Origin of the sequence: Rhizobium phaseoli (assembly GCF_010668805.1) — a bacterium.
Classification (GTDB): Bacteria; Pseudomonadota; Alphaproteobacteria; order Rhizobiales; family Rhizobiaceae; genus Rhizobium; species Rhizobium phaseoli_A.
In genome coordinates this window covers 177,739-203,698 of record NZ_WUFT01000010.1, presented here as the reverse complement: position 1 = coordinate 203,698, position 25,960 = coordinate 177,739, and the positions used below count along the sequence as shown (strand labels likewise).

Here is a 25,960-nt window from a genome sequence, read left to right as displayed (position 1 = left end):
CTTACTTCACAGCGATCTTCAGACCTTCGCGTGGGGTGACGATGGGCGACCAGCCGAGCACGTCGCGGGCGTGGGATATGTCGACCTGCAGCGAACCGCAAAGACGCTGGTAGACGGCGTCTTTTCCGGTCAATCGGGCGCCCAGCTGCAACAGAGCGGGGGGGAAGGGAAGCAGCATTGGTTTGACACCCAAGCCTGCGGCAATTCCCTCGATGAGCCCGGGCGTTGAAAGATCGTCTCCGTCGCCTGCGAGAAAGGTCTGGCCGGCAGCGCCCTGATGCGTCATGGCCGCGATGATCAGATCGACGAGGTTTGGAAGCGCAACCAGCGTCCGGTGGTTTTTCAGTGACGCGAAGGGGAGCGGTATCTTCTTCCTGACAAGTCCGACGAGCAGGGCGAAGTTGCCCCTGGCGCCGGGCCCATAGACGAGCGGCGGCCGAATGACGACGACTTCGATGCCGGTTCGGGCAGAGATTTCATGCAGCCCGATTTCGCTTTCCAGCTTCGAAACACCATAGGGATCAAGCGGCATCGGCGTGTCGTCGTGGCGGAAGGGCCGATCGTTCTCTTCACCATTGACTTTGATGCTGCTGATGAAAACGAGCCTTTTTACCCCGGCGCGTGCAGCCTGTTCGGCGAAATTCAGCGTGGCGGCGGTGTTGATCCGGCGGAATTCCGTCAGTGGATCGGCTGCGCGGTCATTCATGATATGCACGCGGGCGGCGAGATGGACGACGACGTCAACACCGTGCAGAGCTGCCGTCCAGTCGGTTTCGCTGGATATCTCGATGGGAAAATGCCGCACATCTGCAGGAAAGCTGGCGGCTGCAGATCGCGTGGTTACCTGAAGCTCGCATGGCCGCTCTCTATGCAGTCTTTCGACGAGAGGCTCACCGACAAAGCCGGCCGCGCCGGTGATGAGGCATCGCATGATCTGTTCCCCGCTTTACCTTGAGTGCTCCGGTTAGCCGGAAGTGCCGACAGCATCAATAGAAAAACCGCGACGCCGGCTGTCTTCCTTGGATACGCAGGTTCTCGATCCTTGCGTGAAGCTTGCCGCAGCATTTGCCGCCGGCTTGACCGGACTCGAATTGTGGCAGATTCACTATGAACTCTGTGGTTGAGGTTCAAGAGGCACGCATGCAAAAGAGTCTTGTTGCGGAGTTTCTTGGTACGTTCTGGCTTGTCTTCGGTGGATGCGGCAGCGCCGTCCTTGCGGCGGCCTATCCCGAGCTGGGCATCGGTTTTGTCGGCGTGGCCTTTGCGTTCGGCCTGACCGTGCTCACCATGGCCTATGCCGTGGGCGGCATTTCGGGCGGTCACTTCAACCCAGCCGTCTCGCTCGGCCTGACCGTTGCCGGACGGTTTCCCGCGGCACGTCTCGTTCCCTATATCGTCGTCCAGGTGGTCGGCGCCATTGCCGCCGCCGCGCTTCTCTATCTCATCGCCAGCGGCAAAGCGGGTTTCGAACTCGGCGGCTTTGCCGCCAACGGATACGGCGATCATTCCCCGGGCGGTTATTCGCTGCTTTCGGCGCTGCTGATCGAAGTGCTGCTGACCATGTTCTTCCTGATCATCATCCTGGGGGCGACCAGCAGCCGGGTGCCTGCGGGCTTCGCGCCGCTTGCGATCGGCCTCGGGCTGACACTGATCCATCTCATCTCTATTCCGGTGACAAATACCTCGGTCAATCCGGCGCGTTCCACCGGCCAGGCGCTTTTCGTCGGCGGTTGGGCATTGCAGCAGCTCTGGCTGTTCTGGATTGCACCGCTTGCAGGTGGGGCGCTCGGCGGGCTCGTGTGGAAGTTCCTCGACGACGCCGACTGACTATAGGATCCAAAGCTATCTCGTTGAGCCCGCGTGGTTTTTCTGCGCGGGCTTTTCCGTTCCCGCGGATCGGCGGGCATGTTCGCTCCAACATTCCCGAGACATGGGGGTGGAAAAATGAAGCGCGCAGCACGGACAAATGCCGCGCTTGGGAAGGCGGAGTTAACAAAAGTAAACACTTCATTAACCATAATGATGCTCTAATGCACGCGGATCGGACAAAGGCCTGAAACGGCGCAGACAGCTTCGCGCAAGCGTCGATTTCGAGAATGGAAGTTATTTTTTGGGGGTGTTGATGAGTCGCAAGCATGTCGCTGTCCTGATGGGCGGATTTTCCTCGGAAAGGCCTGTCAGCCTTTCCTCGGGAAATGCTTGCGCAGAAGCCCTCGAAGCCGAAGGCTTCGACGTGACGCGAATCGACGTCGCGCGCGACGTTTCAGAGAAGCTCGCTGCATTGAAGCCCGATGTGGTCTTCAATGCGCTGCACGGGCCGTTCGGCGAAGATGGCACCATCCAGGGCATCCTTGAATATCTCGAGATCCCCTATACGCATTCGGGGGTGCTTGCCTCTGCGCTGGCGATGGACAAGGACAAGGCGAAGCTTGTTGCCGCCGCCGCCGGCATTCCGGTCGCCGAATCACAGGTGGTCAACCGTTTCGCCTTTCCCTCGACGCATCCGATGAAGCCGCCCTATGTGGTGAAGCCCGTCCGAGAGGGGTCGAGCTTCGGTGTCGTCATCGTCACGGAAGATCAGGCGCATCCGCCGCAGATCGTCAGCTCGCCTGAATGGCGCTACGGCGAGGAGGTGCTGGTCGAGCGCTATGTCTATGGCCGTGAACTCACCTGCGGCGTCATGGGCGAGACTGTGCTCGGTGTCACGGAAGTGGTGCCGCAGGGACACAATTTCTATGATTACGATTCCAAGTATGCGGCAGGCGGTTCAAAACACGTCATCCCGGCGAAAATTTCACCGAATATTTACCAAAAAATACAAACATTGGCCCTAAGGGCGCATCAGGCAATCGGTTGTCGCGGCGTCAGTCGGTCCGACTTTCGTTACGACGATCGTTTGTCCGAAGACGGCGAAATCATCTGGCTGGAGGTCAATACCCAGCCCGGTATGACTCCAACCTCGCTCGTGCCCGAAATGGCCGGTCATGCCGGCTATTCCTTTGGTCGGTTTCTCCGGTGGATGGTGGAGGACGCGTCTTGTTTGCGTTGACAGTCAAGAGGATTGGGCGTCCGAGCCATCATACCGTGCTTCCGATCATGGAAGCCGAAGAGCGGTTCGTCCTGCCGCGTCCGCTGCGCCGCGTTACCCGCTTCCTGGTCAGTCTCGGCAGCGGCCGCATCTACATTCCGGCCCATACGGGCACGGTTTCCGCGCTCGCTTTCCTGGCTGCGACCGGGCTTTACGGCATGTCGCTCGGCGGCCACACCGAAGCTGTCGCGCAGGCGACGACGACGGCGGCGGGTTTTGCGATCGAGGACGTGAAGGTCTCCGGCAACTCGGAGACCTCCGAAATCGAGATCCTGCAACTGATCGGCCTCGACGGCACGACCTCGCTGGTCGCCCTCGACGTCGATGCTGCCCGCCGCAAGATCGTGCAGCTTCCCTGGGTCGAGAGTGTCGAGGTCCGCAAGGTCTATCCGAAGACGATCGAGGTCAAGCTCAAGGAGCGTCAGGCCTATGCGATCTGGCAGCACGGACAGGAGCTTTCCCTGATCGAGAAGAACGGCAGCGTCATTGCGCCGCTACGCGACAACAAATTTTCGTCGCTGCCGCACGTCGTCGGCCGCGATGCGGAAACGGCTGCGGCTTCGCTCGACGACGCCTTCTCGAAGTGGCCCGACGTGAAAGCTCGCGTGAAGGCCTATGTCTGGATATCGGGCCGTCGCTGGGATCTGCACATGGATAACGGTGTTGTCGTCAAGCTGCCGGAAGCGGGTATCGATCAGGCGCTGGCGACGCTTTCGAAGTTCGACAAGGAGCACCAGCTCCTGGAGCGGGATATTGCCGCGGTCGATCTCAGGCTGTCCGACAGAACCGCGATCCAGCTGACGCCGGAGGCTGCGGTCCGCAGGCAGACGGCGGTGACGGAACGTACGAAAGAATTGAAGAAGGCGGGGCAGAATATATGAGCTTGTTCGGTTCATCCCATTTCGGATTGCCGCGCCTGAAGCCGCTTTCGTCGAAGCGGTCGCATGTCGTTTCGGTGCTCGACATCGGCTCGACCAAGGTGGTCTGCATGATCGGCCGGTTGACGCCGCGCGAGGAAAGCCAGATCCTGCCGGGCCGCACGCACAATATCGAGATCATCGGTATCGGTCACCAGCGTTCCCGCGGCATCAAGACCGGCGTGATTGCCGATCTCGACGCGTTGGAAGGCGTCATTCGTCTCGCCGTCGACGCGGCCGAACGCATGGCTGGGCTGACCGTCGAAAGCCTGATCGTCAATCTGACGGCCGGCCGTCTCGGCAGCGACATCTACACCGCGACGATCGATCTCGGCGGCCAGGAAGTCGAACTCAACGATCTGAAGAAGGTGCTGTCGGCAGCCTGCCAGCAGTCGCTGCGCCAGGACCGTTCGGTGCTGCATTCGCTGGCGACCGGTTTTTCGCTCGACGGCGAGCGCGGCATCCGCGATCCGCTGGCGATGTACGGCGATGCGCTCGGCGTCGACATGCATGTGGTGACGGCGGAGCGCTCGGCGCTGAAGAACCTCGAACTCAGCGTCAATCGCGCGCATCTGTCGGTCGAGGGCATCGTTGCGACGCCCTATGCATCGGGCCTTGCGGCGCTCGTCGACGACGAGGTCGAACTCGGCTGTGCGGCAATCGACATGGGCGGTGGCACGACGACGATCTCGGTCTTTGCCGAAGGCAAGCTCGTTCATACGGATGCGGTCGGCCTCGGCGGCCATCACGTCACCACCGACTTGGCGCGCGGTCTTTCGACCCGCATCGAGGATGCGGAGCGGCTGAAGGTCGTGCATGCCACGGCCCTTTCGAATTCTTCCGACGAGCGCGAGCTGATCTCGATCCCGCCGATCGGCGAGGACGATCGCGACCAGCCGTCGCAGGTGCCGAGGGCGCTGGTTTCGCGCATCGTTTCGGCCCGAATCGAAGAGACAATGGAACTGATCCGCGACCGCATCCAGCGCTCCGGCTTCAGCCCGATCGTCGGCAAGCGCGTCGTGCTGACGGGCGGAGCCAGCCAGTTGACCGGCCTTGCCGACGTGGCGCGGCGCATCCTTGCCCGCAACGTCCGCATCGGCCGTCCGATGGGCGTCTCGGGACTGCCGACGGCGGCCAAGGGTCCGGCCTTTTCGACGGCCGTCGGCCTGATGATCTATCCGCAGGTCGCGGACATGGAGACACATGCGTCACAGAGCGGTCTGCTCCTGTCGCTTGGAGGAAATAACAGCCGCATAGCCCGGATGGGCCAGTGGCTGAAGGAAAGCTTCTGAAAATTGAGTAATTGGCCGGCGTGGCGATGCGGCCAGAGAGAGAAGGAACAGGTACAATGACCATCAAGCTGCAAAAGCCTGACATCACAGAGCTGAAGCCGCGCATCACCGTATTCGGCGTTGGTGGCGGTGGCGGCAATGCCGTCAACAATATGATCACCGCCGGCCTCCAGGGCGTCGACTTCGTCGTCGCCAACACGGACGCGCAGGCGCTGACGATGACGAAGGCCGAACGGGTCATCCAGCTCGGCGCCAATGTCACCGAAGGCCTCGGTGCAGGCTCGCAGCCGGAAGTTGGCCGCGCGGCCGCCGAAGAGTGCATCGACGAGATCATCGATCACCTGAACGGCACGCATATGTGCTTCGTCACCGCCGGCATGGGCGGCGGCACCGGTACGGGTGCAGCTCCCGTCGTCGCGCAGGCCGCCCGCAACAAGGGCATCCTGACGGTCGGCGTCGTCACCAAGCCGTTCCACTTCGAAGGCGGGCGCCGCATGCGCCTGGCCGAGATGGGCATCCAGGAACTGCAGAAGTCTGTCGATACGCTGATCGTCATTCCGAACCAGAACCTCTTCCGCATTGCCAACGACAAGACGACCTTCGCCGATGCCTTCGCGATGGCCGACCAGGTTCTCTATTCGGGCGTTGCCTGCATCACCGACCTGATGGTGAAGGAAGGCCTCATCAACCTCGACTTCGCCGACGTCCGCTCGGTGATGCGCGAAATGGGTCGCGCGATGATGGGCACCGGCGAAGCCTCCGGCTCCGGCCGCGCGCTGCAGGCCGCAGAGGCTGCAATTGCCAACCCGCTGCTCGACGAGACCTCGATGAAGGGTGCCCAGGGCTTGCTGATCTCCATCACCGGCGGTCGCGACCTCACCCTCTTCGAAGTCGACGAAGCCGCGACCCGCATCCGTGAGGAAGTCGATCCCGACGCCAACATCATCCTTGGCGCCACCTTCGACGAATCGCTTGAAGGCATCATCCGCGTCTCGGTCGTCGCGACCGGCATCGATCGGGCGATGAACGAGGCTGCCGAGCGCAACCTTCAGCCAACCGCAAGGCCGGCTATCCGTCCCTCGGCGGCTGTTGCTCCGGCAGCGGCCGCAGTTCAGCCTGCCGCCGTGATGCAGGCACCGAAGGCCATGGATCCGATCGCGCAGACCATCCGCGCGGCCGACATGGAACGCGAACTTGAAATTCCGGCCCCGCGCGCCGCCGCACCGCTGCAACAGCCGGTGACACAGCAGGAAACCTTCCGTCCGCAGAGCAAAATCTTCGCGCCTGCGCCGGAAGCTCCGGCAATGCGCCCGGCACCGGTGCAGCAGCAAGCTCCGGCGCCCGTCACGAGCCAGCCGGTGATGAGCCAGCTCGTCCAGCAGCAGCCGGTTCGGCAGGAGCCGATCATCCGCCAGGCGCCTGAACCGATGCGCATGCCGAAGGTCGAGGATTTCCCGCCGGTCGTCCAGGCCGAACTTGACCACCGCACGCAGCCGGCTTCCGCACATGCGGCGGAAGAACGCGGTCCGATGGGCCTGCTCAAGCGAATCACCAATTCGCTTGGCCGCCGCGACGACGACGCCGTTGCCGCCGACATGACTGCCGCACCGGCAGCCGCTTCGCAGCAGCGCCGTCCGCTGTCGCCGGAGGCAAGCCTCTACGCACCGCGTCGCGGCAACCTCGACGACCAGGGCCGAGCGGTTCCGCAGGCCCGGATGATGCAGGAAGACGATCAGCTGGAAATCCCGGCATTCCTGCGTCGCCAGTCGAACTGACGCCGTAGTTCGGCACCTTTTATGCCCGGGATCAAGGTCCCGGGCATTGCTGTTTTTCGACCCGCGATTCGCAAGCGATTTCAATTGCCTGACTTCGTAACAAAGCGAAAGAAACAGTGATTTGGATTGGAGCGCCGTGGCACGTAAGTATGGTGCAACGAATCTGCCCTAGGAGACTTTTCGTGTGGCTCCTAGGGCAGAAAGAACGGTGACCGCGCCGATCGGACAGACCGCCGGTGCGGAAGAATAAAGGCAGATTTTATGGCAATTGGCTTGCTGGGTTTTCAAACGACGGTATCGCGTCCCGTGTCGCTTTCGGGCATTGGGGTGCATTCGGGCGCTAATGTCTCGATCACTCTCAATCCGGCCGAATCGGACACCGGCGTCGTTTTCCAGCGCCTGCATGACAATGGCGACATCACCGAGCTCAAGGCCGTCTCCTCGCAGGTCGGCAATACCGACCTCTGCACCGTGCTCGGCTTCTCGCCCGCCCATTCTGTCGCGACGATCGAGCATGTCATGGCGGCGATCTATGCACTCGGCCTCGACAATGTGGTGATCGAGGTGCAGGGCTCCGAAATGCCGATCATGGACGGCAGCTCGCTGCCTTTCGTCGAGGCGATCGAGCAGGTCGGTCTCGTCTCGCTCCGCGTCAAGCGCCGCTACATCCGTATCACCAAGCCGGTGCGAATCGAGCATGGCGGCTCGTGGAGCGAATTCCGCCCCTATGACGGTACGCGCTTCGAAGTCGAGATCGATTTCGACTGCCCGCTGATCGGCCGGCAGAAGTGGGCGGGCGACATGACCGCCGCCGTCTTCAAGGCCGAGCTTTCCCGCGCCCGCACCTTCGGCTTCATGCGCGATGTCGAGCGTCTCTGGGCCTCGGGCCACGCGCTCGGCTCCTCGCTCGAAAATTCCGTCGTCATCTCGGACGACAATACCGTCATCAACGTCGAAGGGCTGCGCTACGCCAAGGACGAATTCGTCCGCCACAAGACGCTCGATGCCGTCGGCGATCTGTCGCTTGCCGGCGTCCAGTTCATCGGCTGCTACCGTTCCTATCGCGGCGGTCACAAGATGAATGCCAATGCGCTGAAGGCGCTGCTCGCCGATCCCTCCGCCTACGAGGTGGTGGAGACGTCGACGCCGCGCCAGCGCGTCGCTGCCCGCGAACTGATTGCGGTCAGCGCTTCGGAATTCGCTCCCTGGTCGGCATGACCTCCAGCATATTCTTAAGACCAGGCCGCCTCTTTCCCGGAGGCGGTTTTTTTATGTCCGGTGTGGTCCGATGCTTAAGTGCCACAGGTCGGGGAAGAAGAGGAAAAGCCGGTCATTCCCCGGCTGCTGCCACAAAAATGCGTTAATGCCTTATCATTGCGTTGCTCTTGATGCACATTTATGGCTAGAAACGCCAGCGAGGCGTGGCTGCCGTGGAGCGAGCGGCGGCAGTGGGGTTCTTTCGAATGGGTTATGCAGGATCTGAAGGTATGATGAAGACAGCGCGTGCTTTGTTCGCATCGCTTCTGGTGCTCAGCGCAGGCGCCTCGATATCCGGTTGCCAGTCGGATCCCGATATCGACATCACCAAGCTCGGCCTCGAAACCGATCCGCCGGATGTGCTCTACACCCAGGGCCTTGCCAACATGAAGGCCGGCAACATGGCGGAAGCGGCGCGCAAGTTCGACGCTATCGACCGCGAGAACCCGTTCTCGGAATGGGCGCGCAAGGCGCTTGTGATGAGCACCTTCGTCAAATACCGCCAGGGCCGCCTGGACGACGCGCTTGCATCCGGCAACCGCTACATGTCGCAATATCCGAAATCGCAGGATGCCGCCTATGTGCAGTATCTCATCGGTCTCACCTATTCCAAGCAGATCGTCGACGTAACGCAGGACCAGCGCGCCTCGGCCAAGACGATCGAGGCGATGCAGGCCGTCATCGACAATTATCCGAACTCCGAATATGTCGACGACGCGCAGGCGAAGATCCGCTTCGCGCGCGACCAGCTTGCCGGCAAGGAAATGCAGATCGGCCGCTACTACATGGAGCGGAAGGAATATCTCGCCGCGATTTCGCGCTTCCGCATCGTTGTCGAAAAATATCCGAACACGAACCAGATCGAAGAGGCCTTGGCGCGTCTCGTCGAAGCTTATTATTCCATGGGCATCGTCGACGAGGCGCAGACGGCCGCCGCCGTTCTCGGTCACAATTATCCCGACAGCCAGTGGTACGCCGATTCCTACAAGCTGCTGCAGAGCGGCGGTGCCGAGCCGCGTGAGAACAAGGGCTCGTGGATCGCTGCGGCAGGCAAGAAACTTCTTCTCGGTTCCTGAGGCCAATGCTGATCCAGCTTTCGATCCGCGATATCGTCCTGATCGAGCGGCTGGATCTTGCCTTCGAGACCGGCCTCTCCGTGTTGACGGGCGAGACCGGGGCGGGCAAATCCATACTGCTCGACAGCCTGTCGCTGGCGCTCGGTGGGCGCGGCGACGGCGGCCTGGTGCGCCATGGCGAGGACAAGGGCCAGGTGACCGCGGTGTTCGACGTCGGCATGGACCACGGTGCCCGCACCCTCCTGCGTGAAAACGGCATCGACGACGAGGGCGACCTGATCTTCCGCCGCCAGCAATCGGCGGACGGGCGCACCAAGGCCTATGTGAACGACCAGCCGGTCAGCGTGCATCTGATGCGCCAGGCCGGTCAGATGCTGGTCGAAATCCACGGCCAGCACGACGATCGCGCCCTTGTCGACACCAATGCCCACCGCACTCTGCTCGATGCCTTCGGCGGTCTTACCGATAAGGTTTCCGACGTATCCCGGCTGTATCGCCTGTGGCGGGACAGCGAGCGGGCGCTGAAGAAGCACCGCGAGAAGGTGGAAGGTGCGGCGCGCGAAGCCGACTACCTTCGCGCTTCCGTCGAGGAGCTTGAGAAGCTCTCGCCGCAGGATGGCGAGGAGGACGAACTTGCCGATCGCCGGCAGAAGATGATGAAGGCCGAGCGGATCGCCGGCGATATTGCCGAGGCGTCCGAGTTCCTGAACGGCAATGCCTCCCCAGTGCCTCATATCGCCTCGCTGGTGCGCCGGCTGGAGCGCAAGAGCCATGAGGCGCCGGGCTTGCTCGAAGACACCGTGACGCTGCTTGATGCCGCGCTCGACCAGCTTTCCAACGCGCAGATGGAAGTCGAGGCAGCGCTGCGCAAGACCGAATACGATCCGAGGGAACTGGAGCGGGTGGAGGAGCGGCTTTTCGCGCTCAGGGCCGCCTCGCGCAAATATTCCGTGCCCGTCACCGAACTGCCGGCGCTTGCCGTCCGTATGATCGCCGATCTCGCCGATCTCGACGCGGGCGAGGAGCGGCTTGCCCGGCTCGAAGCTGAGGTTGGCCTGGCGCGGGAAAATTACGACGCGGCGGCGCGCTCGCTCTCCGACAAGCGTCATCACGCCGGCACCGCGCTTGCTGCGGCTGTGATGACGGAACTGCCGGCGCTGAAGCTTGAACGCGCCCGTTTCATGGTTGAGATCACCACAGACGCGCAGGAGGCGCTTGCCGAAGGCATCGACGTCGTCGAATTCCATGTCCAGACCAATCCGGGCACGCGGCCTGGCTCAATCATGAAGGTTGCCTCCGGCGGCGAGCTGTCGCGTTTCCTGCTGGCGCTGAAGGTGGCGCTCGCCGATCGCGGATCGGCCCCGACACTGGTCTTCGACGAAATCGATACGGGCGTCGGCGGCGCGGTGGCCGATGCCATCGGCCAGCGGTTGAAGCGGCTGTCAGAGCGTGTGCAGGTGCTGTCGGTCACGCATGCGCCGCAGGTCGCGGCACGGGCGGCGACGCATCTTCTGATCTCCAAGGGACCGGCGGCCGAGGGATCCGAAAAGATTGCCACGCGCGTGGCGACGATGGCGCAAAAGGACCGCACCGAAGAGATTGCCCGCATGCTGGCGGGCGCCTCGGTGACCGAAGAGGCGAGGGCGGCTGCGAAGCGGCTGCTGGCCGGCAACGGCTGATCGCCAATCCGGCCGCTGTGACAGGCGTTCCGATTCACGCTATGCGAGTTACTCGATCAGTGGTGATCCCTTGCCATGCGGCTTTTCCATTTCAGCGATGATCCCGATATTGCCATATTCGAACCGCGCTCGGTTCGCATTCCCTCCATTCGCCCGGCCGGCCGAGAATGGCTGAATGGTCCGCTTGTCTGGGCGATCGATGGCGAACATGACTTCATGTATCTCTTTCCGCGCGACTGCCCGCGGATCCTGATATGGGCAACGCCCGAGACGCCGGAGACCGAGCGGCGGCAGTGGCTCGGGGATTTCCGGGCTGCGGCCTATGTCGAGCGTCATTGGCTGGAACGGCTCAAAGCGGAGACCATCCATCGCTATGAGATGCCGGCCGAGGATTTCGAAGACCTCGGCGATACGGGCATGTGGGTCTCTCGCGAACGTGTCATTCCGATTGAGAGGATTGCTATCTCAAGGCTCGATCAGGAGTTTGCGCCGCGTGGGGTGGAGCTTCGGGTGGTCGACGGCCTTCGGCCGCTGAAGGGCTTGTGGAATACGAGCCTGCATGTCAGCGGTATCCGGCTACGCAATGCGCGGGATTGGGAGTAGGGCGGCCCATGCTACGCATCTGTGCAATGCTCAGACGTGTCAATGCAGTTCAAAGCATGGAATTTGGCGCGAGCGCTGACTCCATCCTCCTTCATTCCTGTGCTCGTCACAGGAATCCAGTGCGCCCAAGTCCTTGGGCGCGGGAGACTCTCTTGTCTGGATAAGATTCATTCACCGCGCAGACGCGCGGTAGCTGAATTCCTGTGACATCCCTCGGGTCTATGCCTGAGGACAGGAATGAGGGCGGAGAGGTGGGCGACCCAATCTTCCCGATCCAGCATATCCACCCTCTCTTTTCATCCGGCGATTTTGCTCTAAAAACAATGCCAGATTCTCTGGAGTGATGTTCCATGCCCACCGAAGGTTCCGCCGTCGAAACGTTGACGATCGAAGAGGCCGCCGCCGAGCTTGAGCGGCTGGCAAAGGAGATCGCGCATCACGACGCGCTCTATCACGGCAGGGACCGGCCGGAGATTTCGGATGCGGATTACGACGCGCTGAAGCGGCGCAACGATGCGCTGGAAGTGCGGTTTCCCGAGCTGATCCGCGAGGACAGCCCGTCGCGGCATGTCGGTGCGGCACCTTCCGTCACCTTCTCGCCGGTCGTCCATGCGCGGCCGATGCTGTCGCTCGACAATACGTTTTCGCAGGAGGACGTGCAGGATTTCGTCGCCGGCGTCTATCGCTTCCTCGGCCGTCTGCCGGATCAGTCGATCGCCTTTACCGCCGAGCCGAAGATCGACGGTCTGTCGATGTCGATCCGTTACGAGAACGGCAGTCTGGTGACGGCTGCGACGCGTGGCGACGGCACGACGGGGGAGAACGTCACCGCCAACATTCGCACCATCGCAGAAATCCCCAACAAGCTGCCGAAGGGCGCGCCTGCCGTCGTGGAGATCCGCGGCGAGGTCTATATGGCCAAGAGCGACTTTCTCGCACTGAACCGGCAGATGGAGGCGGAGGGCAAGCAGACCTATGTCAATCCGCGCAATACGGCGGCCGGGTCGCTGCGCCAGCTCGACGCCAAGGTGACGGCGAGCCGCAAGCTGAAATTCTTCGCCTATGCCTGGGGCGAGATGTCGGAGATGCCGGAAGATACCCAATTCGCCATAGTGCAGACCTTCAAGGATTGGGGATTTCCCGTGAACCCGCTGATGAAGCGGCTGAATTCCGTCGCCGACATCCTGGCGCATTATGATGAGATCGGCCTTGAGCGTCCGGATCTCGACTATGACATCGACGGCGTCGTCTACAAGGTGGACAGCCTCGAGTTACAGCAGCGGCTCGGCTTCCGCTCGCGCAGCCCGCGCTGGGCGACGGCGCATAAATTTCCGGCCGAACAGGCCTTCACCGAGGTCGAGAAGATCGAGATCCAGGTCGGCCGCACCGGGGCGCTGACGCCGGTGGCGCGGCTGAAGCCGATCACCGTCGGCGGCGTCGTCGTCACCAATGCGACGCTGCACAACGAGGACTACATCAAGGGTCTCGGCAATAGTGGCGAGCGCATCCGGCCTGAAGATCACGATATCCGCGAGGGCGATACCGTCATCGTCCAGCGCGCCGGCGACGTCATTCCGCAGATCCTCGATGTGGTGATGGAAAAACGCGCCGCCGATGCCGCCGCATACGAGTTTCCGAAGACCTGCCCGGTCTGCGGTTCGCATGCGGTGCGCGAAGTCAACGAGAAGACCGGCAAGATGGATTCGGTGCGTCGCTGCACCGGCGGCTTTATCTGCCGGGCGCAGGCGACCGAGCATCTGAAGCACTTCGTCTCGCGCAATGCCTTCGATATCGAGGGGCTCGGTTCGAAGCAGATCGACTTCTTCTTCGAAAACGAGGATCCGTCGCTGCAGATCCGCACGGCGCCTGAAATCTTCACGTTGGAGGAGCGGCAACTGCAATCGCTGACCAAGCTCGAAAATATCGACGGCTTCGGCAAGGTCAGCGTCGGCAAGCTCTATGCGGCGATCAACGAGCGGCGCAGCATTGCGCTCCATCGCTTCATCTACGCGCTCGGCATCCGCCATGTCGGCGAAACCACGGCGAAGCTGCTGGCGCGCTCCTATGGCACCTACGAAGCCTTTGAAACGGCTATGCGGGAGGCGGAGACGCTTTCCGGCGACGCCTGGAACGATCTCAACGCCATCGACGGCATCGGCGAGGTCGTTGCCCGCGCCATGGTCGAATTCTACAAGGAACCGCGCAACGTTGCGGTGATTTCGGAGCTGATCAGACAGGTGAAGCCACAGGAGGCCGAACAGCCGATCACCGCAGGCAGTCCGGTCGCCGGCAAGACCGTGGTCTTTACCGGCTCGCTGGAAAAATTCACCCGCGACGAGGCGAAGGCGAGGGCCGAAAGCCTCGGCGCCAAGGTGGCGGGGTCGGTCTCCAAGAAGACCGACATCGTCGTTGCCGGTCCCGGCGCCGGTTCCAAGCTCGACAAGGCGCGAGAGCTCGGCGTGCAGACGATGGACGAGGACGAGTGGCTGGCATTGATCAATGGGTGAAGGGCTGACGGCAAGCCAACAGCCCACGCTCATAGCCTGAGCCGCGCCATCGTATAGGCGTCGACATACTCCCCCGATCGAAAGCCGAAGGCCCTTAGCAGCCCTTCCTGCTCGAAGCCGAATTTCCGATAGAGGCCGATGGCGGCGTCGTTGTCGGTGTAGACGGTCAGCTCCAGCCGTTTGACATCGAGCCAGTCGTCGGCGGCGTCGACCATCGCGCCGAGCAGTATCCGCCCGAAACCGCGGCCGGTGAAATCGTCATGCACGCCCATGCCGAGGCTCGCAACGTGCTGCCTGCGGCCGGAGAGGCGATTGAGGCCGCAATTGCCGACGATTTTGCCATCCAGGGTAACGACCAGGTTCAGCGCATCCGGCGACGGGTTCTCCAAGTATTTGCGAACATCTTCGACCCTCTGGTACGGCGGCCGCAGAGTGCCGGCCCGATAGCCCGGCAGATTTATCAGATCGGTGATTTCCTCCGCATCGGAAAGGCGCACGGCGCGCACGAGGACGCCGTCCGGCAGGCGCGCTCGGCGGCCAGGGTCACTCTCTTCGCTTTCAGACATTGGCTGCTCTCCGTTGATTTCAGGAGGAGAGCCGAAGTTCTGAAAACCCTGCTCGCCTCGGCAGGGTTTTCGGGATGATCGGATCGCTGCTAACGCGCCATCGCTCCCGCGTACCCTTCAAGGGTCGTGGTGTGATGGATAAGCGCTGCCATGGTCATTGAACCGGTCATGGCGAGAAGTTTCGATATGTCGGTTGAAAAGTCAACCATGCGTCGTGTCAAATTTGCGCGGCCGGGAGCGGGACGGTATTTCTGTTCCCTAGGAAATGATTCGGGTGCTGATTTGAAGACCATCGCCATTGACTTCGAGACGGCGAACGAACAACGCGGCAGCGCCTGTTCCGTCGGCCTTGCCTGGATCGAGGAGGGCAGGGTCACGCGCGTCGAGGAGCGGCTGATCCGGCCGCGGGACATGCGCTTTTCCGGGATGAACATTGCGATCCACGGCATCCGGCCGGAACACGTCGAGGATGCACCGGAGTTTCCCGAGGTGATGGACGAATTCCACGAGGATATCAGCGGTGCGACAATGATCGCCCACAACGCCGCCTTCGACTTCAGCGTCTGGCGGGCTAGCCTCGATCTTTACCGGCAATCCTATCCGGAGCTGACCTATCTCTGCAGCCTGAAGATGGCGCAGCGGATCTGGCCGCACTTCCTCTCGCATCGGCTGAACCTGATCGCCGAGCATCTCGGCCTACGCTTCGTGCACCACAACGCCGCCGAGGACGCCGTCGTCTGCGCGGCCGCTGCCATCGAAATGGCGAAGGCGGTCAAGGCCAATGCCGTCCATGCCATACCGGCGCTGATCGGCATGAGGCCCGGCCGGCTGACGGCGCAGGCCTACGAGCCCTGTACCTGCCGGAAAGGCTGATCGTTTCCCGCCGCCGGCCTTTCTTGCAAAGCATCGGGACGCGCTTATCTAGAATGCGGATCAGCGCATAACCCCTAAAATCGGAATCGATTTTCGGAAAGGATTATGCGCAGATTCAAAGTGATAGAGCGTCCTTAGCGCGTCCGGTCGGACGCGCGGCGCTCCAAGGAGCCGCCATGTCCAAGCCGCGCAATCTTCTCCTCGCCGCCTTTTCTTTCGTCGCCCTTTCCGCCGGCGCCGCCTCGGCCGAGGTCGTCGGCAAGGTCGGGGTCGACTGGATCGGCAACGACATCATCGTCGAGGCAGTCTCCGATCCTGAGGTCAAGGGCGTTACCTGCCACGTCACCTATTTCGACCGCAGCCTCATCGACCGGTTCAAGAACGGCAACTGGTTCGAGGATCCCTCCAACAATTCCATCGCCTGCCGGCAGACGGGGCCGATCGAGATCGGCAGTATCGACCTGTCCAAGGATGGCAGCGAAGTATTCCGGCAGGGCATGTCGCTGATCTGGAAGACGCTGGTCGTCAACCGCATCTACGACAAGTCCAATGACACGCTGATCTATCTCGCCCATTCCAGGGAGCTGACGGATGGCTCGGCGAAGATGTCGATTTCGACGATTCCCTTGTATGGGCAGACTGTGACGTGGAAGAATGGGAAGCCTTAAGGGCGGGGCTATCGTCGCAGAAGACCCCGGCCCCATGTCCGCCGCGCTCTCGAAACCAAATAAGAAAGGCCCGGACGAGCCGGGTCTTCCAACGCCAGAATGGAAAATTATCAAGCCGCCTGAGTCAGCTCGTCGGCGATAACCGTATCGAGATTCAGGAAGCAGACCATGGTCTTTTCGAGCGCGACGATGCCGCGGCAGAAGGCGCGCTGGGCTTCCGGGATGATTTCCGGCGGCGGCTGCAGGTCTTCGCTCTTGATGGTCATCATGTCGGAAACCTGTTCGACCAGCAGGCCGACCAGCTTGCCGGCGATGTCGGTGACGATGATCGCCGAGCGCTCGGAGGGCTCGGTCATCTTCATGCCGAGACGGCAGGCCATGTCGATGACGGGGATGACCGCGCCGCGCAGGTTGATGAGGCCAAGCACGTAGGGCGGAGTGTGCGGCATCGGCGTCACCGGCGCCCAGCCGCGGATTTCGCGGATGGCCATGATGTCAATGCAGAATTCCTGGTCGCCCAGGTGGAACGAGACGATTTCGAGGTAAGCGCCAGACTGCTTGATGGCGTTGTTGTTGTTCATGGTCAGAATTCTTCCCAGTTGTCCCCGGCGGAGTAGCGATGCAGAACCGCCATTAAATATAGATGTGACGGCTTAAGTCTTTCCTAACGATATGTATTTTGGGATTGCCCGTCATTCTGAAGGCAAGCTATTCACAAACATCGCTTTTTTGATCCGTGCTGATTTCTGGGGGCTGATTTCCGGTTGGAGAAGGCCGCGGCCGATGAGACAATTAATCACGGGTCAGAAAACATATTGTTGAGTTGCGCGCATTCGGTCGAGACTATAATTACGCCGGCAGAGGCGGGCGGCGACTCCGCCTGGATCGAGGATCTCGCCAATGAAGACATTCCGCATCGCCATCTGGGTTGGCGTTCTGATACTTGCCGGGGTTCTCGGCTTCGTCAGGTGGTATCCCCTAAAATCGGGGGATGTGGCGGTGGAGGCGCCCTTCGGCGTGCCCTTCACCCTGGTTTCGCAGAGCGGACAGCCGATCACTGAGCAGGCGCTGCGCGGCAAGCCGACGGCGTTGTTCTTCGGCTTCACCCATTGCCCCGAAGTTTGCCCGACGACGCTTTTCGAGCTGAACGGCTGGATGGAGAAGGTTGATCCGAAGGGCGACAAGCTGCAGGCCTATTTCGTGACCGTCGATCCGGAGCGTGACACGCCCGAGATCATGAACGGGTACGTTTCCAACGTCTCCAAGCGCATTACCGGCATATCAGGCGCGCCTGACAAGATTGCCGAAGTCATCAAGGGTTTCCGCGTCTACGCCAAGAAGGTGCCGATCGACGAAAAGGATCCGAACGGCGACTATACGATGGATCACACCGCCTCGGTCTTCCTGCTCGATTCGGCCGGGCGGTTTGCCGGAACGATCGCCTATGGCGAAAACCCGGACACGGCGGTAAAGAAGCTGGAGAATCTCGTCAGCAAGGGGTGATGTTTCAGCGTGATGGGCGTTGGCTCGACCGGTGGCGGGCAACGGAAACGGGAAAGACCGCCTATCGTGAGTGAAATCCGCCTTTACGTGACGACGACCGAAAGCAGGGCCGAAGAGATCCTGGACCTTCTGAGCGCAGTCTTCGGCGAAGAAGACTTTGCGATCGGCACTACCGAGATCGATGAAAAGAAGGACATCTGGGAAGCCTCGATCTATATGATGGCCGAGGACGAGGCTGAAGTGCACTCCCGCGTCGAGGGCGCATTGAAGGCTTCTTTCCCCGATGCCAGGTTGGAGCGGGAAGTCATACCTGACGTCGACTGGGTAGTGAAATCGCTGGAGGGGCTGAAGCCCGTCAGGGCAGGGCGCTTCCTCGTGCATGGATCGCATGACCGCGACAAGATCCGCTCCGGCGACATCGCCATCGAGATCGATGCCGGCCAGGCCTTCGGAACCGGCCATCATGGCACGACGGCTGGTTGCCTCGAGGTGATCGATGCCGTAGTGCGTTCGCGCCCGGTCCGCAACGCGCTCGATCTCGGCACCGGCAGCGGCGTGCTGGCGATCGCGGTGCGCAAGCTCAGGAACATACTGGTGCTCGCGACCGACATTGATCCGATCGCGACGCGGGTGGCGGCAGAAAACGTGCGCCGCAACGGCATCGCGTCGGGCATTGTTACCAGGACCGCGCCCGGGTTTCATTCGACGGCGTTTTCCGAGCATGGTCCTTTCGATCTCATCATCGCCAACATTCTCGCCCGGCCGCTGATCCGCATGGCGCCGAAGCTTGCGACACATCTGGCACCCGGCGGATCGGTCATTCTCTCCGGCATTCTCGCCGCGCAGCGGTGGAAGGTGATCGCCGCCTATAGCGGTGCAAGGCTTCGCCACGTCAGGACGATTTGGCGAAATGGCTGGGTGACGATCCACTTCGATCGGCCGTGAGTTTTTGCAGTTGCGAGGCGAGGGGCTTGCCCTGCAATGCGTGTCGTGCGTGAGGCGGGACGTCTCCTCTCGACCCACACCAAGTCACTCTATGCGGATTGGAGCAAGCACCTCGCCTCCCTCATTCCTGTGCTCGTCACAGGAATCCAGCCACCGCCCGTCTGCGGGGTGAATGACCTCATATCTTGAAAAGAGTCTTTCGCGTCCAAGGACTTGGGCGCACTGGATTCCTGTGACGGGCACAGGAGGGAGGTCGGGCATGGCGCGGCAGTCTATCGAAACCGCCCGGCACTTTCCCAAAATAACAAAAAGGCGGTGCCTATGGCACCGCCTTGGACCGGTCTATCCGGCCAATGCCCGCGAGCTCAAGGGGAGGAGCGCTCGAGCGGGCTCTACTGCATTCCAATAGGCCGGTCCGGGAGGGAGGAGACGGACGGGCTTTCAGACTTAGAACGCGTAGCTAGGAGCGCCGTTGTGGCGCGTGGCGCGCTGGCTGACGCCGAGCAGCTTGAGGCTGTCGTCGTTCTGCGGGCGGCGGGCGCCGATGACGTGACGCACGGTCTGGCGTTCGCCAGCCTGCACCGGGCTGCTATATGCGAAGCGCGAGAGAGAGGCGGTCATTTCAAAAAATCCTTTGTTTCGGGTTCATCGCGAACCGTTCGATAGCGCCTATATAGCTATTCTGAAATGCGGAGGCAGAGGGTTTCGCTCATGGGAGCCATGCGGCTAACGCATAAAGCGTGCCAAATTAACTTTTCACGTCACAGTTCTGTCAAAATTTTGGGCGGCGCCACGGGTTTCGACTCGTTTCGTCGCTTTTTCTCCCCATCGATTGAAATTTCGCTAACATGGCCGGCATCCCATTCACCGGATTCGTCTCAACCATTCGGGGTTTCAGCATGTTCCAGTCCTTCGACGTCACCTCCACGCCGCAGTTCGGCAGGGATCGGGTATCGGCGCTGCGCGCTACTTTCGATTCGCTCGGCATCGACGCCTTCCTCGTGCCGCGCGCCGATGAGTTCAACGGCGAATATGTTCCCGCGGGTTCGGAGCGCCTGGCATGGTTGACGGGCTTCACTGGCTCGGCCGGCATTGCGCTCATCCTGCGCACGCAGGCGATCGTCTTCGTCGACGGGCGTTATGTGACGCAACTTGCCGAACAGGTCGACGGGTCGGTCTTCTCGGGCGGCGATCTCGTCAACGAGCCGCCGCATCTCTGGCTGGCCGCAAACGGCGCCAAGGGCCTGCGGCTCGGCATCGATCCCTGGCTGCATGCGGGTGCCGAGGTGCGCCGGCTGGAGCGAGCACTCGCGGAAATCGGGGGCACGCTGATCTTCCTGCCGTACAACCCGCTGGACAGGCTTTGGAGCGACCGGCCGGCCGAGCCGCTCGGCGCGGTCAGCATCCAGAATGTGGCGCAGGCCGGCTTGCTGGCGAGCGACAAAATCGCAACGATTGCCGCCGACCTTGCGAAGAAGAATCTCGCGGCTGTGCTGATCGCCGATCCCTCCTCGGTCGCCTGGACCTTCAATATCCGCGGCGCCGACGTGCCGCACACGCCGCATCCTTTGGCGCGCGCCATCATCCATGCCGATGGGCGGGCCGAAATCTTCCTCGACAAGCGCAAGACCGGCATCGAGCCCGAAGCCTATCTGGCACAGATCTGCGTGCAGATGCCACCCTCGGCGCTGGAGGAGAGACTCATTGTCGTTTCCACGGATGGTGGCCGCGTGCTGATCGACCCGGATATCGCCTCCTATGCGCTGGCGGAGATTATCCGAAAGGCAGGCGGCGAAGTGGTGGAGGGCGCCGATCCCGCCAAGCTGCCGCGCGCGGTGAAGAACGACGTCGAGATCAACGGCTCGGCTGCCGCGCATCAGCAGGATGGGGCAGCGATGGTCGAATTCCTCTATTGGCTGTCGCAGGAAAAACCCGGCACGGTGAGCGAGATCGCTGCCGCCGAGCATCTCGAAGCGGCGCGTGCCCGCGTCGGCCAGAGCATGCAGAACCCGCTAAAGGACATTTCCTTCGATACGATTTCGGGTGCCGGCGAACATGCGGCGATCATGCATTACCGCGTGACGACCGAGACCAACCGGATGATCGAGGCCGGTGAACTGTTTCTGATCGATTCGGGCGCGCAATATATCAATGGCACGACCGATATCACCCGTACCGTCGGCATCGGCACGGTCTCGGAAGAGCATCGCCGCTTCTTCACGCTGGTGCTGAAGGGGATGATTCAGATCAGCACGGCGCGTTTTCCAAAGGGCACGCGCGGCTGCGACCTCGATCCGCTCGCCCGCATCGCGCTCTGGCGCGCAGGCGCCGATTTCGCGCATGGCACGGGCCATGGCGTTGGCTCCTATCTCTCAGTGCATGAGGGGCCGCAACGCATCTCCAGGCTTTCGACTCAGGAACTGCTGCCCGGCATGATCCTGTCGAACGAGCCGGGTTATTACCGGCCTGGCAGCTTCGGTATCCGCATCGAAAACCTGATCTATGTGCGTGCGGCCGAGGAGATCGACGGCGGCGATGCGGCGATGCTCGGCTTCGAGACGCTGACCTTCTGCCCGATCGACCGCAGCCTCGTCATTCCAGAGCTTCTGAACCATGACGAGCTGCACTGGTTCAACGATTATCACCGCCGCACATGCGAGGCGCTGATGCCGCTCGTCCACGATCGCGATGTCAGGGCTTGGCTCGAAAATGCCACGCTGCCGCTGGAATATTGAGATACCGGCCTTCGGGCCGGTGCTCAGACCCCGATCGTGTGGCGCCAGGCCATCACGACGATCCAGGCGGCGACCAGCATCCAGCTATGCGAGACGCGTAGGCCGACGAAGAGGGCGACGACCAGCGCCAGCTTCGAATCCCACCCGCCGGTGAAGAAGGCGGGGGCAACCAGCGTCGTCAGCACGGCGGCCGGCACGGCGTTCAGCGCCGCTTCCATGCGCGGCGGAATGTGCTTCATCCTGGTGATGAGGATATAACCGCCGATGCGTGTGGCGTAGGTGGCGACCGCGGCTGCCAAGATGACGAGCGCCATGTGAAGGTCGAATTCCATGGCTCAGACCTCGTGAATTTCGGATTGAAGGGCGTCGGCCTCGAGATCACCCGGTTGCGGCGGCAGCGGCAATAGAGCGGCAAGCACGATGCCGGCGGCGGCGCCGAGGCTGACATGCCAAGGCGAACCGACATAGCGATAGGCAAGCACCGACGCGACTGCGCTGACGAGTGCTACGGGCAGGAAATTGTCGCGTTTGCGGAAGCCGAGGACGATGCCGAGGAAATAGGCCGGCAGCAGGATATCAAGGCCGATCGCCTTCGGATCGCCGATGAAGCCGCCGAGCAGGCCGCCGCCGACGCTGATCAGCACCCAGGGGATGTAGATGATGATGCCGAAGCCGAGATACCAGGCGAAGGTCACCGGCAGGCCGGTCTCGCCGCGTTTCACCGCTTCGGCAAATTGCGGATCGACAAGCAGGAAGAAGGTGAAGAACTTTTGGACCGGCGTGAAATCGCCGATGTAGCGCGCCATCGCCGCTGAATAGAGCACATGACGAAAATTGACGGCAAGGATCGACAGCACGATCAGCCAGGCATGGACATTGTGCCCGAAGAGTTCGATGCCGACCATCTGGCTGGCGCCGGCATAGACGGTGCCGCTCATAAGGGCGATCTCGGGAAGCGACATGCCGTTTTCGACCGCAAGCGCTCCGAACAGGGCGGCAAAGGGCGCCGACGCCAGCGCAACGGCGAAGCCGCCCCGCAAACCTTCAACAAAGTCGGCGCGAGTCATGCGATCTTATCCTGTTGGAATTCAAGGTTTCCCTTATGATTTATGGCCTGCGTCGGCAATTGAATTTCATTGATTGACCAATCGATTTCGCTGAACCATCAAAGTCCTGATCGCATCCGGCAAAGAGGAGACCATGAAGAAAATCGAATTTTCGAAAGAGGCGAAGACGACGATCGTTTCCAGCGTCCGCCGCTATTTCGAGACGGAGCTCGACCAGTCGATCGGTGTTCTGCCGGCAGAGTTCCTACTCGACTTCTTCGCCGATGAGATCGGCGCTCATTATTACAATCAGGGCCTGCGCGACGCGCATGCGGCGCTTCTCAGGAAGATGGAGGACCTGGCGGAAGATATCTATCTGCTGGAGCGAGACGAGAAGAACAAGGACACGAGCCCGTAAACCGGACACGGTGACACGGACCGTCATCTCAGAACCAAGAGGCGGTCAGCCCTCGCGCTTCATCCGCTCCCGGCGGGCGATTTCGGCCTCGGAGGGCTGCGCCAGCTCGAACGTGCCCGTCTTGGTCGCGCGCCTCCGCATATCAATCCGGTTGCGCGCAGGGAACCTTTATTCAAAAGCTTCTGGTCACGGTACAACGACTATTGCGCGCCATCATTTGATGTCAGGGTTGCAAGTTCTCGAGCTCGATGAGCCCGTATTGCCATCGTTTTGTCTACGAGACGAGCGGTCACATAAGCGAAACAAATGACTGCGCTGAGGAGCACGAAGAACGCGACTGGGCCATTCAATCCAATAGACGCCGCAACTGGCTTGAAAATACCGATTACACCTCGGTGTAAGATGTAGACAGGATAGGAGATATACCCGATCCACGTTGCCAACGCCTCTGCTTTTGCAGGCATCTCCAAAAGCAGGCCAAGCATGACGATGAGCGGCGCCAGGGCCATCGCGAACATCAGATCGTAGTAAGGCCGCAGCGCCAATGGAACCGGTGCCGCAATGCAGATCATCAGAAGAAGACAGGGCACGATAGCGGTCCAACCCTTCCTCCAGGCGGGCATCCCGGCGAATAGACGGCTGATCAGGACGCCTGCAGTAAATGAGAACATCACCCTTGGGAGCCCGCCTATCGCGGAAGGCCACTCCCAGCCAATATTCAACATGCCGTACTTAAGACCGACAAAAATCAGAAATGCAGCCGAAACCAACGCAACCTGGCAAAGGGCACGGATAGAGAGCCGAAAAAGCCAAAGCGCGAAGAGTATATTCACCAACAGTTCCCAGAACATTGACCATGCCGGACCATTGATTGGAAACATCCCTTGCATCGAATTCGCTTGAAGGAAATACATTGGGCTGGGCAGAAAAAACCCATTAGCAACTGTCGATACCAGCAAATCGGGGACACTCTGATTTCTCAGCCCCCAGCGGGTTAACAGAATGATCTGTACGAGGCCGACGAAAATTCCGATCAAATAGAGCGGATAAAGACGCTTGATTCGAGCCGTCATAAACGACTGGAACGGCAGACCGCGCGCAAGCCGCTTTCCATAAATGTCGGCGATAATAAATCCGCTGAGAACGAAGAAAAAATCGACTGCGAGATAAGCTGATGGGGCATATCTCTCTTGGAAATGTGTAGCGACAACACAAATGGCGGCAAAGCCGCGCATTGCATCGAGAGAATAGTAGCGGCTGCGGTCTGTAATCGAAACTCCTACGTTATCAATTGCCGGTGGCGAATAACCGCGGTCGAGACCAGTCATCTTATCGATCCTATTACGCTTTATGTCTGAGGGGTCTTTCAGACGCGGTAGATTGGAAACGTCATTTAAGTGACGTACACATTGTGGGTGACCGATTTGAGAAGCAGTCGGCTTAATCCGCAACCCAGGTCGCTACGGAGAAGCCCGGATATCACGATTGATGCGCCACGGGATCGACCATTGCAGCCCGATTTGCCTTGCGTTGCCGGGCCTGTTTTATACTGCCGATCAAGACATCTAAACGGGCTTTGCAGAGAATAAATATCAGGCAGCAGTACGCAAGGCCACCCGCGAGAACTTCCACGGCCAAACGTGGATAAGGCGACCAATGCATGAGCAATTCATGGAGGAGAAAAACGACAGCAACCATTCCTGCACAAGCCACGCTAGGCCGAAGGAATTGCATCAGATACGCGCCGACACTCAGCTCTATGTGCCGCGAAACCTTCCAACTGGTGATCGGCCAAAACAACAGAACTTCGATCATTATCGCGAAAACAATTATCGTCACGCCATAAGGATAAAGAATTGCGATGGTCACGAGCGTGAGGAGATTTCGTGCCAGCTGGTAGTAAAACCACCAATCCATCTCGCCTTGGCTCTTTATCAGGGATGCCTGAACATAGCCGATCCCAGCCATCAACCCTATGACACAGTAGAACCGGACCGGCCAAACGGCATCAATCCAATGCGCACCGAAAATTGTCGTGATCGCATCACCGGCAACTGCGGCAAGGCCAATGAATACGGGGTACGAAACCAGAGCGCAACCAAACGTTGCCATTAGAAATGCTTCTCGAACTTTCTTCGGATCGGACCGCAATGAAGAAAGCAAGACGTGCGTCACAGATGTTAAACCGCCAGCGATGATGTTGTTGATCATATCAAACAAGCGCTTCGAAAAATTATAGATACCGAGCGCTGCCGGGCTCAAGAGCACGCCTATGATCAAGTTGTCCAAGCTCATCGTCTGCAAGAACCGAGTGCCGGATGCGAAAAATCCATAGTGAAGCAGGTCGTTCAGACTTGTTCTCTTAAAGTGAAGCCCAGGCGACCAACCCGCACCCCAAAATGCAGCGCCGCAAGATGCAGCTGTGGCCGCGATCTGGGCAATCGCAAGCGCCCACAAGCCAAAACCCGCTAGAACCAAAACAAGGCAAATGCAAGCAGACGTAATCGTCGCGATGACAGTGCGGACGGCTACCAGATGGAATGACATCTTCCTATTAACAATCGCATTCGGAACGACGGCCGTAAAGTCGAAGAAAACCTTTAATCCCATGATGTAAATCAGGGATGTGACTTCGGCATGTCCGACATATGCCGCGATCGGCGAAGCGGCTAGACATAACGCACCGTAGATCAAAAACGAAAAGGCAAGCGAAAGCAGGAATATGGTGTCGAGGTGGCTACGCCTTATTTCGGCTCGCTGTATGATTGCTTCGCCAAATGCAGTCGGTCCAAAACTGCCGGCAAATGAGACTATGCTGAATGAGAGCGCGACAAGACCGAAATCCTGGGGCTGGAGAACTCGAGACGTCACCACAAAAACTGCGAAGGTAAGGACTGTCGGTATAAGCGTGCTCAGCGCCGACCAGAAGGCACCCGTCACGGCCGCGGCGGACCGATTCGCACTGACATGGCTGAATAGAATATCGTCATCTCGTAAAACCGACAAACTGAG

At 60.6% G+C, this 25,960-nt stretch carries 24 protein-coding genes; 16 read left to right on the top strand and 8 right to left on the bottom strand.

Features of this window, described 5'->3' with window-relative positions:
* Window position 1: 1 nt before the first annotated feature.
* Window positions 2-931, bottom strand: a complete 930-nt coding sequence (locus GR197_RS17540) for a UDP-glucose 4-epimerase family protein (RefSeq protein WP_164011705.1) — start codon at window positions 929-931, stop codon at window positions 2-4.
* 176 nt (window positions 932-1,107) lie between these two features.
* On the opposite strand from GR197_RS17540, the gene aqpZ reads away from it, so the two are divergent.
* The 10 genes from aqpZ (at window position 1,108) to ligA (ending at window position 14,194) form a co-directional block, all read left to right on the top strand.
* Window positions 1,108-1,827, top strand: a complete 720-nt coding sequence (aqpZ, locus tag GR197_RS17535) for an aquaporin Z (protein ID WP_281409529.1) — start codon at window positions 1,108-1,110, stop codon at window positions 1,825-1,827.
* Window positions 1,828-2,122: 295 nt separating this feature from the next.
* Window positions 2,123-3,049: a D-alanine--D-alanine ligase gene (locus GR197_RS17530; protein ID WP_164011703.1), complete on the top strand. Its 927-nt coding sequence runs from the start codon at window positions 2,123-2,125 to the stop codon at window positions 3,047-3,049.
* On the top strand, window positions 3,037-3,969 hold the full coding sequence (locus GR197_RS17525; protein ID WP_164011701.1) for a cell division protein FtsQ/DivIB: 933 nt from the start codon (window positions 3,037-3,039) through the stop codon (window positions 3,967-3,969). Before GR197_RS17530 ends, GR197_RS17525 begins: the two co-directional genes overlap by 13 nt.
* Window positions 3,966-5,297, top strand: coding sequence for a cell division protein FtsA (gene ftsA / locus GR197_RS17520; RefSeq protein WP_007630115.1), 1,332 nt, complete (start codon window positions 3,966-3,968; stop codon window positions 5,295-5,297). Before GR197_RS17525 ends, ftsA begins: the two co-directional genes overlap by 4 nt.
* Before the next feature lie 56 nt (window positions 5,298-5,353).
* Window positions 5,354-7,072, top strand: coding sequence for a cell division protein FtsZ (gene ftsZ / locus GR197_RS17515; protein WP_164011699.1), 1,719 nt, complete (start codon window positions 5,354-5,356; stop codon window positions 7,070-7,072).
* Between the two features lie 261 nt (window positions 7,073-7,333).
* Complete coding sequence (gene lpxC, locus GR197_RS17510; RefSeq protein ID WP_164011696.1) at window positions 7,334-8,290, top strand: UDP-3-O-acyl-N-acetylglucosamine deacetylase; 957 nt, start codon at window positions 7,334-7,336, stop codon at window positions 8,288-8,290.
* Window positions 8,291-8,535: 245 nt separating this feature from the next.
* Window positions 8,536-9,405, top strand: coding sequence for an outer membrane protein assembly factor BamD (locus tag GR197_RS17505; RefSeq protein ID WP_018242851.1), 870 nt, complete (start codon window positions 8,536-8,538; stop codon window positions 9,403-9,405).
* 5 nt (window positions 9,406-9,410) lie between these two features.
* Complete coding sequence (gene recN, locus GR197_RS17500; RefSeq protein ID WP_164011694.1) at window positions 9,411-11,084, top strand: DNA repair protein RecN; 1,674 nt, start codon at window positions 9,411-9,413, stop codon at window positions 11,082-11,084.
* A gap of 75 nt (window positions 11,085-11,159) precedes the next feature.
* Entirely contained in the window at window positions 11,160-11,687 is a 528-nt protein-coding gene (locus tag GR197_RS17495; protein ID WP_164011692.1) for a DUF6886 family protein, read from the top strand.
* A gap of 350 nt (window positions 11,688-12,037) precedes the next feature.
* Window positions 12,038-14,194, top strand: coding sequence for an NAD-dependent DNA ligase LigA (ligA, locus tag GR197_RS17490; RefSeq protein ID WP_164011690.1), 2,157 nt, complete (start codon window positions 12,038-12,040; stop codon window positions 14,192-14,194).
* Between the two features lie 29 nt (window positions 14,195-14,223).
* Here ligA and GR197_RS17485 read toward each other — a convergent pair whose 3' ends face one another.
* A complete protein-coding gene (locus GR197_RS17485; protein ID WP_164011688.1) occupies window positions 14,224-14,760 on the bottom strand; it encodes a GNAT family N-acetyltransferase in 537 nt (178 codons plus the stop codon).
* A 282-nt stretch (window positions 14,761-15,042) separates the two neighbouring features.
* Between GR197_RS17485 and GR197_RS17480 the strand changes: the two genes are divergently transcribed.
* Together GR197_RS17480 and GR197_RS17475 are read left to right on the top strand one after the other, a co-directional pair.
* Window positions 15,043-15,633, top strand: a complete 591-nt coding sequence (locus GR197_RS17480; RefSeq protein WP_164011686.1) for a 3'-5' exonuclease — start codon at window positions 15,043-15,045, stop codon at window positions 15,631-15,633.
* Between the two features lie 176 nt (window positions 15,634-15,809).
* The gene (locus GR197_RS17475) at window positions 15,810-16,301 is read left to right on the top strand and encodes a CreA family protein (protein WP_164011684.1); all 492 of its coding nucleotides are present in this window, start codon (window positions 15,810-15,812) and stop codon (window positions 16,299-16,301) included.
* 110 nt (window positions 16,302-16,411) lie between these two features.
* Here GR197_RS17475 and GR197_RS17470 read toward each other — a convergent pair whose 3' ends face one another.
* A complete protein-coding gene (locus GR197_RS17470) occupies window positions 16,412-16,882 on the bottom strand; it encodes a chemotaxis protein CheW (RefSeq protein WP_003541378.1) in 471 nt (156 codons plus the stop codon).
* A 319-nt stretch (window positions 16,883-17,201) separates the two neighbouring features.
* Here GR197_RS17470 and GR197_RS17465 point away from each other — a divergent pair, with 319 nt between their 5' ends.
* Window positions 17,202-17,804, top strand: a complete 603-nt coding sequence (locus tag GR197_RS17465; RefSeq protein ID WP_164011682.1) for an SCO family protein — start codon at window positions 17,202-17,204, stop codon at window positions 17,802-17,804.
* 66 nt (window positions 17,805-17,870) lie between these two features.
* Window positions 17,871-18,749, top strand: coding sequence for a 50S ribosomal protein L11 methyltransferase (locus GR197_RS17460; protein WP_164011680.1), 879 nt, complete (start codon window positions 17,871-17,873; stop codon window positions 18,747-18,749).
* A 447-nt stretch (window positions 18,750-19,196) separates the two neighbouring features.
* Here the strand turns inward: GR197_RS17460 and GR197_RS32055 are convergent, their stop codons facing one another.
* The gene (locus GR197_RS32055; protein WP_204330257.1) at window positions 19,197-19,370 is read right to left on the bottom strand and encodes a hypothetical protein; all 174 of its coding nucleotides are present in this window, start codon (window positions 19,368-19,370) and stop codon (window positions 19,197-19,199) included.
* Window positions 19,371-19,648: 278 nt separating this feature from the next.
* On the opposite strand from GR197_RS32055, the gene GR197_RS17455 reads away from it, so the two are divergent.
* A complete protein-coding gene (locus tag GR197_RS17455) occupies window positions 19,649-21,484 on the top strand; it encodes an aminopeptidase P family protein (RefSeq protein WP_164011678.1) in 1,836 nt (611 codons plus the stop codon).
* 23 nt (window positions 21,485-21,507) lie between these two features.
* Here GR197_RS17455 and GR197_RS17450 read toward each other — a convergent pair whose 3' ends face one another.
* A complete protein-coding gene (locus GR197_RS17450) occupies window positions 21,508-21,816 on the bottom strand; it encodes an AzlD family protein (protein WP_007630150.1) in 309 nt (102 codons plus the stop codon).
* 3 nt (window positions 21,817-21,819) lie between these two features.
* Window positions 21,820-22,551, bottom strand: coding sequence for an AzlC family ABC transporter permease (locus tag GR197_RS17445; protein WP_164011675.1), 732 nt, complete (start codon window positions 22,549-22,551; stop codon window positions 21,820-21,822).
* A gap of 133 nt (window positions 22,552-22,684) precedes the next feature.
* Between GR197_RS17445 and GR197_RS17440 the strand changes: the two genes are divergently transcribed.
* The gene (locus GR197_RS17440; RefSeq protein ID WP_164011673.1) at window positions 22,685-22,948 is read left to right on the top strand and encodes a DUF2164 domain-containing protein; all 264 of its coding nucleotides are present in this window, start codon (window positions 22,685-22,687) and stop codon (window positions 22,946-22,948) included.
* 200 nt (window positions 22,949-23,148) lie between these two features.
* Here GR197_RS17440 and GR197_RS17430 read toward each other — a convergent pair whose 3' ends face one another.
* Together GR197_RS17430 and GR197_RS17425 are read right to left on the bottom strand one after the other, a co-directional pair.
* The gene (locus GR197_RS17430; RefSeq protein WP_164011671.1) at window positions 23,149-24,276 is read right to left on the bottom strand and encodes an acyltransferase family protein; all 1,128 of its coding nucleotides are present in this window, start codon (window positions 24,274-24,276) and stop codon (window positions 23,149-23,151) included.
* A gap of 151 nt (window positions 24,277-24,427) precedes the next feature.
* Window positions 24,428-25,954, bottom strand: coding sequence for a lipopolysaccharide biosynthesis protein (locus GR197_RS17425; RefSeq protein WP_164011669.1), 1,527 nt, complete (start codon window positions 25,952-25,954; stop codon window positions 24,428-24,430).
* Window positions 25,955-25,960: the final 6 nt, after the last annotated feature.

Coding starts and splice junctions, on each gene's coding strand:
- GR197_RS17440 (WP_164011673.1), top strand. CDS start 22,685: ATGAAGAAAATCGAATTTTCGAAAGAGGCGAAGACGACGATCGTTTCC.
- GR197_RS17475 (WP_164011684.1), top strand. CDS start 15,810: ATGTCCAAGCCGCGCAATCTTCTCCTCGCCGCCTTTTCTTTCGTCGCC.
- GR197_RS17465 (WP_164011682.1), top strand. CDS start 17,202: ATGAAGACATTCCGCATCGCCATCTGGGTTGGCGTTCTGATACTTGCC.
- GR197_RS17450 (WP_007630150.1), bottom strand. CDS start 21,816: ATGGAATTCGACCTTCACATGGCGCTCGTCATCTTGGCAGCCGCGGTC.
- GR197_RS17505 (WP_018242851.1), top strand. CDS start 8,536: ATGGGTTATGCAGGATCTGAAGGTATGATGAAGACAGCGCGTGCTTTG.
- ftsA (WP_007630115.1), top strand. CDS start 3,966: ATGAGCTTGTTCGGTTCATCCCATTTCGGATTGCCGCGCCTGAAGCCG.
- GR197_RS17495 (WP_164011692.1), top strand. CDS start 11,160: ATGCGGCTTTTCCATTTCAGCGATGATCCCGATATTGCCATATTCGAA.
- ftsZ (WP_164011699.1), top strand. CDS start 5,354: ATGACCATCAAGCTGCAAAAGCCTGACATCACAGAGCTGAAGCCGCGC.
- GR197_RS17530 (WP_164011703.1), top strand. CDS start 2,123: ATGAGTCGCAAGCATGTCGCTGTCCTGATGGGCGGATTTTCCTCGGAA.
- GR197_RS17455 (WP_164011678.1), top strand. CDS start 19,649: ATGTTCCAGTCCTTCGACGTCACCTCCACGCCGCAGTTCGGCAGGGAT.
- GR197_RS17430 (WP_164011671.1), bottom strand. CDS start 24,276: ATGACTGGTCTCGACCGCGGTTATTCGCCACCGGCAATTGATAACGTA.
- lpxC (WP_164011696.1), top strand. CDS start 7,334: ATGGCAATTGGCTTGCTGGGTTTTCAAACGACGGTATCGCGTCCCGTG.
- GR197_RS32055 (WP_204330257.1), bottom strand. CDS start 19,370: ATGACCGCCTCTCTCTCGCGCTTCGCATATAGCAGCCCGGTGCAGGCT.
- GR197_RS17445 (WP_164011675.1), bottom strand. CDS start 22,551: ATGACTCGCGCCGACTTTGTTGAAGGTTTGCGGGGCGGCTTCGCCGTT.
- ligA (WP_164011690.1), top strand. CDS start 12,038: ATGCCCACCGAAGGTTCCGCCGTCGAAACGTTGACGATCGAAGAGGCC.
- recN (WP_164011694.1), top strand. CDS start 9,411: ATGCTGATCCAGCTTTCGATCCGCGATATCGTCCTGATCGAGCGGCTG.
- GR197_RS17485 (WP_164011688.1), bottom strand. CDS start 14,760: ATGTCTGAAAGCGAAGAGAGTGACCCTGGCCGCCGAGCGCGCCTGCCG.
- GR197_RS17470 (WP_003541378.1), bottom strand. CDS start 16,882: ATGAACAACAACAACGCCATCAAGCAGTCTGGCGCTTACCTCGAAATC.
- GR197_RS17540 (WP_164011705.1), bottom strand. CDS start 931: ATGCGATGCCTCATCACCGGCGCGGCCGGCTTTGTCGGTGAGCCTCTC.
- aqpZ (WP_281409529.1), top strand. CDS start 1,108: ATGAACTCTGTGGTTGAGGTTCAAGAGGCACGCATGCAAAAGAGTCTT.